This is a genomic window from Streptomyces sp. SID10853, assembly GCF_010548145.1.
Lineage (GTDB): Bacteria > Actinomycetota > Actinomycetes > Streptomycetales > Streptomycetaceae > Streptomyces.
Genome location: NZ_JAAGLN010000173.1, coordinates 1 through 14981, shown reverse-complemented (window position 1 = coordinate 14981; position 14981 = coordinate 1). Strand labels below are relative to the sequence as shown.

Here is a 14981-nt window from a genome sequence, read left to right as displayed (position 1 = left end):
GCGCAGAAGCGGCCGTCGCGGGGAGCAGCGCCCGGCCGGATCCGCGCGCCCGGTGTACCCCGCGCAGCCGATGAGTTCCGTCGCGGCGGGTCCGTCCGAGCGGTCCGCACCGGCCGAACGGCAGCCCGGGCCGGACGCCAGGCCGCGCTCCCTCGGCCGGACTCTGCTCGTCGTCATCCTGGTCGTGCTGGTCGCCGCCCTCGTGTACGCGCTGAAGTTCATGCCGAAGGCCGGTGACTCGGGGCACGACAACACCGGTGCGCCCGCCGCCGTACCGACGGGATCCGCGTCCGGGCAGCCCACCTCCCCGCAGCCCGGCGGGTCCGGCCGGGCCCAGCAGTCAGGGTCTGCCGGTGCACCCGAGTCACCGCAGGGCACGGAGGCGGACAGCGGTGGGCCGGCGGCCGGTTACGCCGTCCGTAAGGATCCCGAAGGGTTCCAGGTGGCCGTGGCCAAGGACTGGGAGCGCCGTCCCGTCAACGACGCCGGCCAGGTGCGTTTCCTCGGCGGCGACTTCGAGCTCGTCGTCGTCCCCGGCCGTGACAGTGTCAAGGACGAGGGCGCCGACCCCATGGCGTACCAGCGCAACAAGGAACGCGAACTCAAACCGTTCCGTGACTCCACGTGGTCGTCCGCCTCTGGGCTGCGCCGGATAGACGTCGGCAAGCAGGCCATGGCCGAAGGGCAGTTCACCTGGCAGGACAGCAGCGGACGCGAGGTGTACGTCCGCAATGTGGCCATGATTATCGCAGGCCGCTACCACATCGTGCAGGTGATCGGCCCCGAAGCACAGCGGGACAAGGTCACCGAAATCTATGAACAGGCCGTCGCCACCTACCGAACGGTGAAGTGAGCGGAGCGGGACGGGGCAGTGAGCGGAGCGGGCGATTCCCGTCACAGTGCGGTATCACGGCGCGCCCCGAGGTTCCAAGACCGAATGTCCGTCCGTAACCTGGCAGTCGAGGGAACGGACAGGGGCACGTGGAACACACTCACAGCGCGGACTTGGTGCTCGCCGGCCGCTATCGGCTGGGCGAACTCATCGGTCGTGGCGGCATGGGCAAGGTCTGGCGGGCTCACGACGAGGTGCTGCACCGGACGGTCGCCGTCAAGGAACTGACGGCCGGTCTGTATGTCTCGGAGGCCGACCGGGCCGTACTGCACGCCAGAACGCAGAAGGAGGCGCGGGCCGCCGCGCGTATCAACCATCCCGGGGTCGTCACGGTTCATGACGTCATCGAGTTCGACGACCGGCCGTGGATCGTCATGGAGTACGTCGACGGTCCCTCACTTGCCGATGTGGTCAAGGAGTCCGGCGCGCTCGACCCGCGAGAGGCCGCCCGGGTGGGGCTGCACGTCCTGGGAGCGTTGCGGGCCGCGCACGCGGCGGGGGTGCTCCACCGCGATGTGAAGCCGGGCAACGTGCTGCTCGCCCACGACCGCCGGGTCCTCATCACCGACTTCGGTATCGCCGCGATCGAGGGCGACTCGGAGATCACCAGGACCGGCGAGATCGTCGGTTCCATCGACTACCTCGCCCCCGAGCGGGTGTACGGGGAGGAGCCGGGCCCCGCATCCGACCTCTGGTCGCTGGGTGCCACGCTCTTCACCGCCGTCGAGGAGCGCTCGCCCTTCCGGCGCACCTCGCCGATCTCCACGCTCCAGGCCGTCGTGAACGACGAGCCGCCGAAGCTCACCCGGGCCGGGCCGCTCACGCCTGTCATCACCGGACTGCTGCGCAAGGACCCCGACGAACGGCCGGGGCCCGCCGAGGCGGAGCGCATGCTGCTCGACGCCATGGAGGGGCGCAGGCCCCGGCAGGCGGAGGCGTACGTTCCGACGCAGCTGGTCTCCGAGGGGATGCTCCAGGACGCGACGCCCACGAGCCGGATCAGCTCACCCGGTACGCCTGTGACGCAGGCCGCCGCGCCGGGGCAGGAGGAACTGTCCGCGCGGAGGGGCGAGCAGATACCGGCGCATGGATCTGCGCAGATACCGGAGCAGGTACCGGCGCAGATACCCGCACAGGGATCGGCTCCCCTGCCGGCACCCGTTCCGGCTTCCGTGCCGGCACCGGGACCGGGCGGGGAAGGGACGGTTCCGGACGCGCCCAAGGGGCCGGAGAGCCCGGGGGGTGCGAAGAGTCCGAGGGGGCGCAAAGGGCAGAAGCGTCGGCGTGTACGGACCGGGGCCCTCGTCCTGGCCCTCGCCGTGCTGGTCGGTGCCGGGGTCGGCTTCGGCGTCATGAAGTACGAGAACCGGCAGCAGGGTTCCGGTGGTACGGCGGCGGGTTCCGGCGGGACGGACGGCGGCGGAACAGATGGCGCCGGCACGGACGGCGGTGTGAAGAACAAGCCGCACGGAGGTATACCGGCCGGCTGGCACCGGGTGAACGAGCCCGAAGGTTTCAGCCTGGTCCTGCCCAACGGGTGGAAGCGCCAGATGGACGGCTCCAACGAGATCGACTACACGCCGGACGACGGCAATCACTTCATCCGGATAAGTATCGACAAGGACCCGGACTACTCCACCCCGTATCTGCATCAGCTCGCTCTCGAACCGCAGCTCAAACGGCTCCCCGACTACCGGCGGATCACGCTGCACGTGAACAACTTCCGCGACGAGGACGCCGCGCTCTGGGAGTTCACCTGGACCGAGACCAAGGGGCACCCGGGCCGGCGCCGCGCCATCGACCAGATGTACAACGTGAACCACGGTCAGGCCGAGTACGCGATCTACATGGGCGGCCCGGCCCGCGACTGGGACCGCAGTCGCTTCGACACGATCCTGCGCTACTGGCAGCCGCCGGCCTGAACCATGCCCACCCTCCTGTCCCGCCCACCCCCACCCCCACCCCCGCCCCCTGCTCCCTCAGGCCGAAGACCAGCTCGTGGCGGTCAACCCGCCTGATCAGGGCTTATGTCGCCAGCGATCACTGGCGGTATATGTGGGTACCGTGAAAAGGCGTTACTCATGGGTACCGAAACTCTTCGCCGGGGCATAACCTCCCCTCATGACGGACTCGCAGGCTCCCACCGCCACGGCCCCCCACGGCACGAACCCGATCGCCCCCACCCCCTCAGGTGTGCGTACCGCTGCCGATGTGGTCACCCCCGAAGTGGTGGCCCAGCTGACCCGTGGCGTGGTGGGTTCCGGACGGACGGCCAACCACACCCCGTTCACCGGCGAGAAGCTGGCCGACCTGCCCGAGTCGACCCCCGCGGACGTCGCGACCGCCTTCGAGCGGGCCCGCGCGGCCCAGACCGCGTGGGCCGCGACCCCCGCCAGGGCCAGGGCAGCCGTCCTGCTGCGCTTCCACGACCTGGTGCTCGCCCGGCAGGCCGAGGTCCTCGACCTCATCCAGCTGGAGACCGGCAAGGCCAGGCTGCACGCCCATGAAGAGGTCCAGGCCGTCGCCGTCGCGGCGCGCCACTACGGCCGCAAGGCCCCCTCGTACCTCAAGCCCAAGGGCCACACCGGGGCGATCCCGACGCTGACCAAGGTCACCGAGGTGCGCCAGCCGCGCGGTGTGGTGGGCCAGATCGCCCCCTGGAACTACCCCTTCGAGCTGTCCATCGGCGACGCGCTGCCCGCCCTCGTCTCCGGCAACGCGCTGGTGATGAAGCCCGACACCGAGACCGCCCTGACCGCGCTCTGGGCCCGCGACCTGATCATCGAGGCCGGGCTGCCCGCCGAGGTCTTCCAGGTGGTCATCGGGGAGGGCCCGGTCGTCGGCCCCGAGCTGGTCAAGCACGCCGACTTCGTCTCCTTCACCGGCTCGACCCGCACCGGCCGCGAGGTCGCCCGGGGAGCGGCCGACCGCCTGGTGGGCGTCTCCCTCGAACTCGGCGGCAAGAACGCCATGCTGGTCCTGGAGGACGCGGACATCGAGAAGGCGGCCTCGGGTGCGGTCCGCGCCTGCTTCTCGTCGGCCGGCCAGCTCTGCATCTCCATCGAGCGGCTGTATGTGCACGAGTCGGTCGCCGACGCCTTCCTCGAACGCTTCGCCGCGCGTACGAAGGCGATGCGCCTCGGCAACTCCCTCGCGTACGGCGCCGACATGGGCTCCCTCGCCGGTGAACGGCAGCTGGAGGCCGTGCGGCGGCATGTGGAGGAGGCCGTGGCGAAGGGCGCCACCCTGGTCGCGGGCGGCGCGCACCGTACGGACATCGGCCCGCTCTTCTACGAGCCCACCATCCTGGACGGCGTCGAGGCGCCCATGGCCGTCTGCACCGAGGAGACATTCGGGCCGGTCGTCTCGGTCTACCGCTTCAAGGACGAGGACGAGGCGGTCACCGCCGCCAACGCCACGCCCTACGGCCTCAACGCGAGCGTCTGGACCAGGAGCGGCAGCCGCGGCCACGCCGTCGCGGCCCGGCTGCGGACCGGCACCGTCAACATCAACGAGGGGTACGCGCCCGCGTACGGCAGTGTGCAGTCGCCGATGGGCGGAATGAAGGACTCGGGCCTCGGCCGCAGGCACGGCTCCGAGGGCATCCTCAAGTACACCGAGGCGCAGACCGTGGCGCACCAGCGGGTGATGCCGATGGCGCCGTCCTTCGGGATGGACGACGAGAAGTACGCCGCTTTCATGAGCCGCAGCCTCAAGGCGATGAAGGCTCTGCGCCTGCGCTGATCCGCCGCCTCCCGCGCATTTTCCAAGAGGAGAGTCAATGTCACAGGAGAACTCTGTCCGCGGTGCGGGACCGGCCGGCGGCGACCCGGACGCGCCGTACGACTACGACGTCCTGGTGGTCGGCTCCGGCTTCGGCGGCTCGGTCACCGCGCTGCGGCTCACCGAGAAGGGCTACCGGGTGGGTGTCCTGGAGGCGGGCCGCCGCTTCACGCCTGGCACCCTCCCCAAGAACTCCTGGGACATCAAGAACTACCTCTGGGCCCCGGCGCTCGGTCTCTACGGCATCCAGCGCGTCCACCTCCTCGGCAACGTCATGGTGCTGGCGGGCGCGGGTGTCGGCGGCGGTTCCCTCAACTACGCCAACACGCTGTACGTCCCCCCGGCGCCGTTCTTCCAGGACCGGCAGTGGGCGTCCATCACCGACTGGCAGGCCGAACTGGCCCCGTACTACGACCAGGCGCAGCGCATGCTCGGCGTGCGGCTCAACCCGACGATGACGCCGTCGGACGTCCATCTGAAGGCGTCCGCCGACGCGATGGGGGTGGGGGACTCCTTCCACATGGCGCCCGTGGGGGTCTTCTTCGGCGACGGGGAGGACTCGGACGGCACGGCGAGGGCCGAGCCGGGCAAGGCCGTCGACGACCCGTACTTCGGCGGGGCCGGCCCCTCCCGCAAGGCGTGCACTGAGTGCGGTGAGTGCATGACGGGCTGCCGCCACGGCGCGAAGAACACCCTCACCGAGAACTACCTCTATCTCGCCGAGCGGGCGGGCGCGGTCATCCATCCGCTGACCTCGGTGACCGCGATCGCGGAGGACGGCGAGGGCGGACACCGCGTCACCACCGTCACGACCGATGCCCGCAAGGGCGCGCCGCGGGTGCTGCGCGCCCGGCACGTGGTGGTCGCAGCCGGGACGTACGGCACGCAGACCCTGCTCCACACCATGAAGGACCAGGGGCTGCTGCCGCGTATCTCGGCGAAGCTCGGGGAGCTGACCCGCACCAACTCCGAGGCGCTGGTGGGCTCGCAGACCACCGACCGCCGCTACCGCAGGAAGCACGGCGTCCCGAAGGCCGACTTCACCCAGGGCGTCGCGATCACCTCGTCGATCCACCCGGACGCGGACACCCACATCGAGCCGGTGCGGTACGGCAAGGGGTCCAACGCGATGGGCGCGATGTCCATCATCCAGGTGCCGTTCGGGTCCCGGCGGGTACTCGGCTGGCTCGGGAACGTCGCCAAGCACCCCTGGCTGACGGCCCGTTCACTGTCCAACCGGCGCTGGTCCGAGCGGACCATCATCGGTCTGGTGATGCAGTCGCTGGACAACTCCCTGACGACGTACCGCAAACCGGGCGGGATCGGTAAGGGTCTGCTGACGGCCAGGCAGGGCCACGGCGCGCCCAACCCGAAGCAGATCGCCGAGGGGACCCGGGCCGCGACGCTGATCGCCGAGGAGATCAACGGGTTCCCCGGGTCGAATGTCGGCGAGCTGATGGGGACCCCGCTGACCGCGCACTTCCTGGGGGGCTGTGCGATCGGCGCGTCCGCGGATGAGGGGGTGATCGACCCGTACCACCGGCTGTACGGGCATCCGGGCATCTCGGTGGTCGACGGCTCGGCGGTGTCGGCGAACCTCGGCGTCAACCCCTCGCTGACCATCACCGCGCAGGCGGAGCGCGCCATGTCGTACTGGCCCAACAAGGGTGAAGCGGACCCGCGCCCCGAGCAGGGGCAGCCCTACGAACGCCTCGCCGCCGTCGAGCCAGGCTCTCCGGCCGTGCCGGAGGCCGCCTTCGGCGCGCTGAGGCTGCCGTTCCTGGGGATGCCGGAGGTCCCGCCGCGGGAGTAGCCCCATCCGCGGATTCCGCCGACCCGTCGGTTCCGCAGGCCCCCGTACACGGCGGGAGGGCTGCACCCCCCTCCGAGTGCAGCCCTCCCGAGTCGGTGCCGACCGGGCCCCGCTGTGTGACTCGTGCACACGGGTGGGGCCACTGGTGGGTACGCATGGATGACTGACCGGGCCGCTGAATGGTTGCTTCCGAGGCCCCGGAATCCCGGTGTGAGCTGCGTCACGGATGGGTCACGGATGGGTCGTGGGTGGGTCGCGGGTGCGTCGCGGGTGTGTGCGGTGTCCGGGGTGCGGTGCCTCATGGGTGGCGTACGACGAAGCCAGGGGCCCGCGGAAGTGATGCCACGGGCCCCTGGCTCTTCGGCACCGGCGTCAGGGCAGCACCGGTGCCGGGTGGCGGCGCCGGAGGGGGTGCGCCGCGGAGGAATGCGGGATTACGGGAATGCGGGATTGCGGGCGGGACCTGCCGCTGTGCGTTGCTGCCGGGGCTGGGTGCCGGAACTGTGTGCCGGGGCTCGGCTCTGTGCGCCTGGACTGGGTTCTGTGCGCGGGGACTGGGCTCTGTGCTGTGCCGGGGCTGCCGGCTCCGGGCGTCCCCGGAACCGACTGCCTCGGGTGACCGGGCCGCTGTCCCCTGCCGCCCGGTCACACGCGCTGAGACGTGGTCCCACGACGCACCTGCAGTACGTCACACACCCCAGCGAAGCCACGCGTGGTTTCCTCTTTCCAACAGGCCGCCCCTGGCTGACACGGACGCCTGGACCAACGAAGGGCGGCCGGGACCGGTCACGCGCCGTACGGGTGAGGGCGGGCCCGAACTCAGATACGGGCTGTCCCCGGCCGCCTCAGATCCGTCCCCGGCACAGTTCGAGCACGGTCATCGCCAGCCCCGTGCCCGGCTTGCCGAGCGCCTCGCTGTAGTGGCCCAGGACCTCCATCTCGCGGGAGAGGTTCACCCGGCGCCCGCCCGATGTCATCCGGGCGTCCTGGATGACGGCGGACACCGCCATCCGTTCCTGGATCAGGCCGATGATCCGGTCGTCGAGGCTGTCGATGCGCTCACGCGCGCCGGTGATGACGCCCGCCGCCTCGCCTGTGTGCGCGCCGGTGCTGTGCAGGTCTGTGCTGTGTGGGTCTGTGCTGTGCGGTTCAGCGCCGTGCAGGTCTGTGCTGTGCAGGTCTGTGCTGTGTGGGTCTGTGCTGTGCGTCTGGGGGCCGGTGTGGGTGCTGGTGCTCATGGGTCCGAACTCCTTGCGGGGGCGCGGCCCCCGGAGCGGCATCGTCCGGAATGCACAGGCGCCCCGGACCTTGCCGGTCCGGGGCGCCTGGGGAAGTGCTTGTCAGCGGAGGATCAAGCAGCACGACCATGGCAGCCGGACGGGCCGGTGCCATAGGTAAAGACGAAGGTCAGCTGCTGATGCATGGCGTCATTATGGACGGCCTCCGGAGGGAGAGACAAGCCGGTTCCCGCGGCCCCGTTAGAATCGACATACAAGCCCCTGATACAAGACACCCTCCTTTCCCGCCGGAAGGCCGCCCCGTGCCAGCAGCACCCCCCGCCGCCGCCCCCGAGGTCGTCCTCGTAGTCGACTTCGGCGCGCAGTACGCCCAGCTCATCGCCCGTCGCGTCCGTGAGGCGCGGGTCTACAGCGAGATCGTGCCGTCCACCATGCCGGTGGCCGAGATGCTGGCGAAGAACCCGAGGGCGATCATCCTCTCCGGTGGCCCGTCGTCCGTGTACGCGCCGGGCGCGCCCACCCTCGACCGGGCGCTCTTCGAGGCCGGGGTCCCCGTCTTCGGCATGTGCTACGGCTTCCAGCTGATGGCGACCACCCTCGGCGGCACGGTCGACGACAACGGCGCCCGGGAGTACGGCCGGACCGCTCTCACCGTCTCCAAGTCCGCTTCGACCCTCTTCGAGGGCACTCCGGCGGAGCAGTCCGTGTGGATGTCGCACGGCGACGCCTGCTCGGCCGCCCCCGAGGGGTTCACGGTCACCGCGTCCACCGACGTCGTACCTGTCGCGGCCTTCGAGAACGACGAGAAGAAGCTCTACGGCGTCCAGTACCACCCCGAGGTGCTGCACTCCACCCACGGCCAGCAGGTCCTTGAGCACTTCCTCTACCGGGGCGCCGGCATCGAGCCGACCTGGACCACGACGAACGTCGTCGATGAGCAGGTCGCCCTGATCCGTGAGCAGGTCGGTACCAAGCGCGCCATCTGCGGGCTCTCCGGCGGTGTCGACTCCGCCGTCGCGGCCGCCCTGGTACAGAAGGCCATCGGCTCCCAGCTGACCTGCGTGTACGTCGACCACGGGCTGATGCGCAAGGGGGAGACGGAGCAGGTCGAGAAGGACTTCGTCGCCGCCACGGGTGTCCAGCTCAAGGTGGTCGACGCCGAGGACCGCTTCCTGACCGCGCTCAAGGGTGTCTCCGACCCCGAGGAGAAGCGGAAGATCATCGGGCGTGAGTTCATCCGGGTCTTCGAGCAGGCCCAGGCCGAGATCATCGCTGACGCAGGCGAGGACGTCGCGTTCCTGGTGCAGGGCACGCTCTACCCGGACGTGGTCGAGTCCGGCGGCGGCACCGGCACCGCCAACATCAAGTCCCACCACAACGTGGGCGGGCTGCCCGACGACATCGAGTTCGAGCTCGTCGAGCCGTTGCGCCAGCTCTTCAAGGACGAGGTCCGGATGGTCGGCCAGGAGCTCGGCCTGCCGGACGAGATCGTCCAGCGCCAGCCCTTCCCTGGCCCCGGCCTCGGTATCCGCATCGTCGGAGACGTCACCAAGGAGCGCCTCGACCTGCTGCGCGAAGCCGACGCCATCGCCCGTGAGGAGCTCACGGCGGCCGGGCTCGACCGTGAGATCTGGCAGTGCCCCGTGGTGCTGCTCGCGGACGTCCGCTCGGTCGGCGTCCAGGGCGACGGCCGCACCTACGGCCACCCGATCGTGCTGCGGCCCGTCTCGTCCGAGGACGCCATGACGGCGGACTGGACGCGCCTGCCGTACGAGGTGCTGGGCAAGATCTCGACGCGTATCACCAACGAGGTCGCCGATGTGAACCGTGTGGTGCTCGATGTGACGAGCAAGCCGCCGGGCACCATCGAGTGGGAGTGACCCGCGACTGACGACCGCATGGCGAGCGCCGCCGCACCGGACATCCGGTACGGCGGCGCTTCGCCGTTGTGCGAGGAGAGCGGTGCGCGACTCTGTTCCCGACACGGCTCTGTTCCCGGCACGGCTCTGTTCACGGCGGGACTCTGTTCACGGCGGGACTTTGTTCCCGGCACGGCTCTGTTCTCTGCATGACTCTGTTCACCTGCGGTTACGCGCGGTAGCTTCCGGCCATGACTGAGATGCCAGCCCCGATACCGGCCTCTGCCCCCGGCTCAGCGCCCGCCCCCGTCCCCTCCCCGCATGCGCCCGCAGCCGCGCCCGCGCCCGTCCCGGTGGACCAGCTCCGGTTCGCGATGCCGCCGGTCCACGAGACGCTGGCGGAGGAGCGGCAGTACCGCAAGACGAGGCTGGCGGGGGCGCTGCGGCTGTTCGCGCGGTACGGGTACGAGGACGGCGTCTCGGGCCACATCACCGCCCGCGATCCGGGCTACCCCGACTGTTTCTGGGTGAACCCCTTCGGGGCGCCGCTCGCGGAGCTGGGGGAGCGCGATCTGATCCTGGCCAACGGCGACGGACAGGTCGTCGATGGCCGCCACCACGTCAACCAGGCCGCCTTCGCGGTACACGCCCAGGTGCACCGGGCGAGGCCCGCGGTCGTCGCCGTCGCACACAGCCACTCGCTGCACGGGCGGGCGCTGTCCGCACTGGGCGAGCTGCTCGACCCCATCACCCAGGAAGCCTGCGCGTTCTACGAGGATCACGCTCTCTACGACTCCTACACGGGCGTCGTCGTGGACGAGGAGGAGGGCCGCAGCATCGCCGCCGCACTCGGCGAGCGCAAGGCCATCATCCTGCGCAACCACGGCCTGCTGACCGTGGGCGACTCGGTGGACGCGGCGGCCTGGTGGTTCCTCACCATGGAGCGCTCCTGCCAGGTCCAGCTCGCCGCGCGGGCCGCAGGGAAGCCCGTACTGATCGACCACAGGAACGCGGTCGCCACCCGTGAGCAGCTGGGCAGCGATCTGGTGGCGTGGATCAACTACCAGCCGCTGTGGCGGCAGATCAGCGGAACCGGCCCCGACGCGGGGGCGTGAGCCGCTCCCGTACGAGCGCATGAGCTTTCCGTACGGGTGCGCCTCCGCGGACGCTCGTCAACCTGACGTGCTGTCAATCACCCTGTCTGACCTGACCTGCTGCCGGTGCGGCTCCCTGGGTGCGGCACAATCCCCTTGAGTTGCAAGGAAGTTCAACGGTGTGCGGGAAGTGCACGGGGCGGGAAGAGGGCGGCGTTCTGCGTGGCGGTACAGGAAGCAAGACAGGGCGAAGGCCCGCACGCCGGGGCGCACGGCGGCGGGTGCACCTGCCCGGACTGCCCGCACGGCGCGCGTGAGGGACACCGGCGCGCTGTTGCCGCGTTCCTCGCCCAGCGGGACGGGCTGGCCGCCGGCGAGGGGCTGCCCGCCGGAGTCGCCCACTCGGCCGGGGCGTCGCGGCAGTGGGTCTCCGACGAACTGACGGAGTCGGCCCACGCGGTGGCCGAACGCGCCCGCGAGGCCGGTGAGGCGTGGTTCCAGCAGGTCTGGGTGCGCACGCTGCTGGTGGTGTGGGGGAGCGTGGTGGTCCTGGTGCTCGCCGAGGCGGTGACCGCGATCGGTGCGGGCTGGAGCACGGCCCGTACCGCGGGGCTGATCGCCGCCCTGCTCACCGCGGCCCTGCTGACCGGCGCGGCCCGCACCCACCGGGCGCGCGGTGGTCTGCTGGCCCCGGTGATCGGCGAGGACAACAGGCTCTCCACCTCCCGGGCGGTCGCCGTCATGTGGGTGCTGTTCGCCGTCTTCTCCGTCCTGGTGCTCTCGCTCCAGCTCGCCGGGGCGTCGGGGCACGGCAGGCGCGACGCTCTGATCGCCGGACTCGGCCTGGCCCGCGGCGCCGGCCTGGTGACGGTGCTCGCGCTGGTCTGCGCCGTCGCCGTGGTGGTGCGGCGGGTGGTCGCGCTGCGGGTGCCGGCCCAGAAGCTCCAGAAGGTGCGGGCCGACCGCCCGCGCGCCGCCGATCTCCTCACCGACGACTCCGGGCGCGGCAGCTTCGCGGATGTGCAGTACGTCCTGGTCAGTGCGGCCGCGGTGCTGTTCGCCGCGGTACGTCTGGCCCGCCGCCCCGATCAGCTGCCCGACCTCCCGTGGGGGCCGGCGCTTCTGGTGGTGGTCTCGGCCGTGACGTACTTCGCCGGCAAGTACGCGGAGGGCGGCAGGCCCGTGGTGCTCTCGGTGGTGAGGTCACGGGAGGCCGGGGACCTGGACGCCCCGATCCGTACCGGCGACGACATCGAGATCCGCGGTGCGGGCTTCGTGCCGCCGGGGGCCGGGACCCCTGACCTGCTGGCCCGGATGGTGGTGCGCATCGGCACGGTGCATGTCCATGTGCCGCTGGTTCCGGTGCCGGGCGGTTTCGCCAATCCGTCGGACACGGTGCTGACGGTGCCCGTGCCGGTGGAGGTCGAGCCGGGCCGGGTGGAGGTACGCGTGGTGACGGCGGCCGGGGTGGAGACCGCGGCGTGCGAGATCGACGTGACGGACTGACGGACTGATGGAGTGACGGGCCTGACGGGCTGCCGGACCGACGGGCTGGACGTGGCGGGCCTGACGGGCTGCCGGACCGACGGGCTGGACGTGGCGGGCCCTGGTTTCCGCTTGTCAGCGGGTGAACTTCTCGATGGCGGCCGGGGTGACCGGGGTGAAGAAGTTGACGAGGTTGCCGTCGGGGTCGCGGAAGAGCAGCGACCGGTTGCCCCAGGGCATCGTGGTGGGACCGCTGACGAAGTCGGTCACCAGGCCGTCCAGAGCGCCGTGCACGCGGTCCACGTCATCGACGAGGAACTCGATGATCACGCTGTGGTTGTCCGCGGGCCGTGCGGAACCCGGTGCGAACAGCGGGACCGTGCGCGTACTGGCGATCGCGAGGGTGGTGTGCGGGGTGCTGAGCTCGGCGAAGTCCTCGGTGGCCCAGGCCGCCCGTACCCCGGTGGCCTTCTCGTAGAACTCGACGAGGCGTGCCACGTCGCCGGTGATGATGCGAACCGAGACGAAATCCATGGTGTTCTCCCTGAATGTGCGGGTTGGTAGAGCCCTGTGCTGTGCAGCTTAGGACGAATAGAGGACAGAATCGGTCCTGTATGAGCGTTAGGCTTCGGATATGTCCCGACCGACCGCACGTGTGCTGACTCTTCTGGAGCTGTTGCAGTCGGGCGGTATCCGGACAGTGGCCGAACTCGCCGACCGGCTCGGCGTCGAGGGACGGACCGTGCGGCGGTACGTGGACCAGCTGGTCGACCTCGATGTGCCGGTGGAGGCGGTGCGGGGCCGCTACGGCGGGTACCGCCTCGCCTCCGGATACCGGCTGCCGCCGCTCATGTTCAGCGACGACGAGGCACTCGCCGTGCTGCTCGGCCTGGTCGCCGGCCGCCGGTCGGGGCTGATGACGGCGGCGGACACGGCGACCGAGACGGCGGCGGCCAAGATCCGCCGGGTGCTTCCCGCACGCGTGGCCCGCAGGCTCGAAACGGTCCTGGAATCCCTGGCGTTCACGGCGCCGCCCGGCGAGTTCGCCGCGCCGGACTCCGATGTCCTGCTCACGATCGCCGACGCGGTACGCCACCGCCGGCCGGTATCGGTCCGCTACACCGACCGCGAAGGCCGGCGCAGCGAGCGCCCGCTGCACCCGTACGGGATCGTCGCCCACGCCGGCCGGTGGTACGTGACGGGCGCGGACCCCGGGATCGGCGAGGACCGGACTTTCCGGCTCGACCGCATCGCGGCCGCGCGGGCCCTGCCCGGCTCGTTCGACGAGCCTGCCGGACCCGGGCCGGCCGAGCGCGTGCTGTCGGGGTTCGCCACGGCCGGGTACCGGTACGAGGTGGTCCTGCGGATCCGCGGCACGGTCGACCAGATCCGCACCCGCCTGCCGGCCTCGGTGGCGACCGTCGAGGAGCCCACGCCCGCAGACCCGTCGGGCGGCGGCGAAGATGACAGCCATGGCGGCAGCGGCAGCGGCAGCGATAGCGGCAGGGGTGGCGACGGGGACGGCCATGGCGGTAGCGACAGCGACGTCGGCGGGGACGGCGGCCACGGCGACAGCGACAGGCACGGCGACGGGGACGGCCATGGCGGTAGCGACAGCGACGTCGGCGGGGACGGCGGCCACGGCGACAGCGACAGGCACGGTGTCGGGGACGGCCACGGCGGTAGCGACAGAGACGGCGACGGCTGGCTGTGCGTCAAGCTGAGAGTGGAGCGGCTGGACTGGCTGCCGCCGGTACTGGCCTCGCTCGACCTGCCGTTCGTCATCGAGCGCCCCGACGAGCTGCGCGGACTCGTCGTCGCACTCGCCGACCGCCTCGCGTCCCACGCCCGGCGCACCTGACGCGCGGGGCCCGGTCGCCTCCGATGGGTACCCCGTCGGCAGGGCGCGGCGGCACGGGACGCAAAATCAGGACTGCGTCTCGCCACACCGGCACGCGCTACGGGGTCATCACGGGGCAATCGGAGAGGCAGGACCAGGCCATGGTTCAGGGATACCGGACGGGCACACCCATCGGGCTCGGCGGGAGCGTGCGCGGCCGGAACGGCCGCTGGAAGGAGACCGCCAGGCGGTACTCGCTGCTCCCGCTGCGCATCTTCCTCGGCGTCACCTTCTTGTACGCCGGTATCGACAAGCTCACCGACTCGGCCTTCCTGCACGCGACGGGCACCGGTTCCCTCGGCGAGCTCCTGCACTCCGTACGCGGTTCGGCGGCCGTCCCGGCGCTCGTGGACCTCGCCCTGAAGAGCCCGGCCGGCTTCGGCTACGCCATCGCCATCGGTGAAATCGCCGTCGGGATCGGCACCTTGCTCGGGCTGTACGGCCGGGTCGCGGCGCTCGGCGGCGCCCTGATCTCGCTGAGCCTCTGGCTGACCGTGAGCTGGCAGTCCACGCCGTACTACTACGGAAACGACCTCGCCTACCTCATGGCCTGGCTGCCGCTCCTGCTCGCCGGATCGCCGCTGCTCTCGGCCGACGCCCTTCTGGCCGCCCGTCGCCGAATGCCGTAACCGACCGTACTGGCGATCCCCGCCAGCACCAGGCCGGCCGCGAGCATCGGCAGCGCGGCGACGGGCGGGGTCCGCCAGAGGCCACCCGCGTCACCGAGGTAGACGGCCGCGATGCCCAGCAGCACCAGCCCCGCGACGGCCTTCCCCGGCCGGAACTCGTGCAGGAACTCCCGCCGCGGCCGACCGGGCCGCGATTCACCGGGCTGCCAACCACCGGGCTGCGCCCCACCGGGCTGCGCCCCACCGGGCTGCGCCCCACCGGCGTGCGAGCCACCGGGCCGCGCGCCC

11 protein-coding genes and 1 pseudogene are annotated in these 14981 nt (G+C 71.2%); 9 read left to right on the top strand and 3 right to left on the bottom strand.

The window, feature by feature from the left end:
* The 4 genes and pseudogenes from G3I19_RS26195 to G3I19_RS26180 form a co-directional block, all read left to right on the top strand.
* Window positions 1-853 (top strand): annotated as a pseudogene (locus tag G3I19_RS26195) (serine/threonine protein kinase); the annotation flags it as partial.
* A 128-nt stretch (window positions 854-981) separates the two neighbouring features.
* Window positions 982-2814, top strand: a complete 1833-nt coding sequence (locus tag G3I19_RS26190) for a protein kinase (RefSeq protein ID WP_343235215.1) — start codon at window positions 982-984, stop codon at window positions 2812-2814.
* 199 nt (window positions 2815-3013) lie between these two features.
* Window positions 3014-4636, top strand: a complete 1623-nt coding sequence (locus G3I19_RS26185; RefSeq protein ID WP_164266169.1) for a succinic semialdehyde dehydrogenase — start codon at window positions 3014-3016, stop codon at window positions 4634-4636.
* Window positions 4637-4673: 37 nt separating this feature from the next.
* Window positions 4674-6488: a GMC family oxidoreductase gene (locus G3I19_RS26180; RefSeq protein ID WP_164266168.1), complete on the top strand. Its 1815-nt coding sequence runs from the start codon at window positions 4674-4676 to the stop codon at window positions 6486-6488.
* Between the two features lie 845 nt (window positions 6489-7333).
* On the opposite strand, the gene G3I19_RS26175 is transcribed toward G3I19_RS26180, so the two are convergent.
* Window positions 7334-7606 (bottom strand): chorismate mutase, encoded by a 273-nt coding sequence (locus G3I19_RS26175; RefSeq protein ID WP_239074838.1) that lies wholly within the window; start codon window positions 7604-7606, stop codon window positions 7334-7336.
* A gap of 422 nt (window positions 7607-8028) precedes the next feature.
* Here G3I19_RS26175 and guaA point away from each other — a divergent pair, with 422 nt between their 5' ends.
* From guaA to G3I19_RS26160, 3 genes are all read left to right on the top strand, one after another.
* Window positions 8029-9606 (top strand): glutamine-hydrolyzing GMP synthase, encoded by a 1578-nt coding sequence (gene guaA, locus G3I19_RS26170; RefSeq protein WP_164266166.1) that lies wholly within the window; start codon window positions 8029-8031, stop codon window positions 9604-9606.
* Window positions 9607-9836: 230 nt separating this feature from the next.
* Window positions 9837-10700: a class II aldolase/adducin family protein gene (locus G3I19_RS26165; protein WP_275402781.1), complete on the top strand. Its 864-nt coding sequence runs from the start codon at window positions 9837-9839 to the stop codon at window positions 10698-10700.
* 201 nt (window positions 10701-10901) lie between these two features.
* Complete coding sequence (locus tag G3I19_RS26160) at window positions 10902-12185, top strand: hypothetical protein (protein ID WP_164266165.1); 1284 nt, start codon at window positions 10902-10904, stop codon at window positions 12183-12185.
* 114 nt (window positions 12186-12299) lie between these two features.
* On the opposite strand, the gene G3I19_RS26155 is transcribed toward G3I19_RS26160, so the two are convergent.
* A complete protein-coding gene (locus G3I19_RS26155; protein WP_164266164.1) occupies window positions 12300-12698 on the bottom strand; it encodes a VOC family protein in 399 nt (132 codons plus the stop codon).
* Between the two features lie 100 nt (window positions 12699-12798).
* Here G3I19_RS26155 and G3I19_RS26150 point away from each other — a divergent pair, with 100 nt between their 5' ends.
* Both G3I19_RS26150 and G3I19_RS26140 read left to right on the top strand, forming a co-directional pair.
* Window positions 12799-14025 carry a YafY family protein gene (locus G3I19_RS26150; RefSeq protein WP_239074836.1) on the top strand — a complete coding sequence of 409 codons (1227 nt, stop codon included), beginning with the start codon at window positions 12799-12801 and terminating at the stop codon, window positions 14023-14025.
* A 140-nt stretch (window positions 14026-14165) separates the two neighbouring features.
* Window positions 14166-14693 carry a DoxX family protein gene (locus G3I19_RS26140; RefSeq protein ID WP_164266163.1) on the top strand — a complete coding sequence of 176 codons (528 nt, stop codon included), beginning with the start codon at window positions 14166-14168 and terminating at the stop codon, window positions 14691-14693.
* Here G3I19_RS26140 and G3I19_RS36985 read toward each other — a convergent pair.
* The coding region (locus G3I19_RS36985; protein ID WP_343235214.1) for a hypothetical protein at window positions 14603-14981 on the bottom strand (379 nt) is incomplete at its 5' end. The two genes, G3I19_RS26140 and G3I19_RS36985, sit on opposite strands and share 91 nt — an antisense overlap.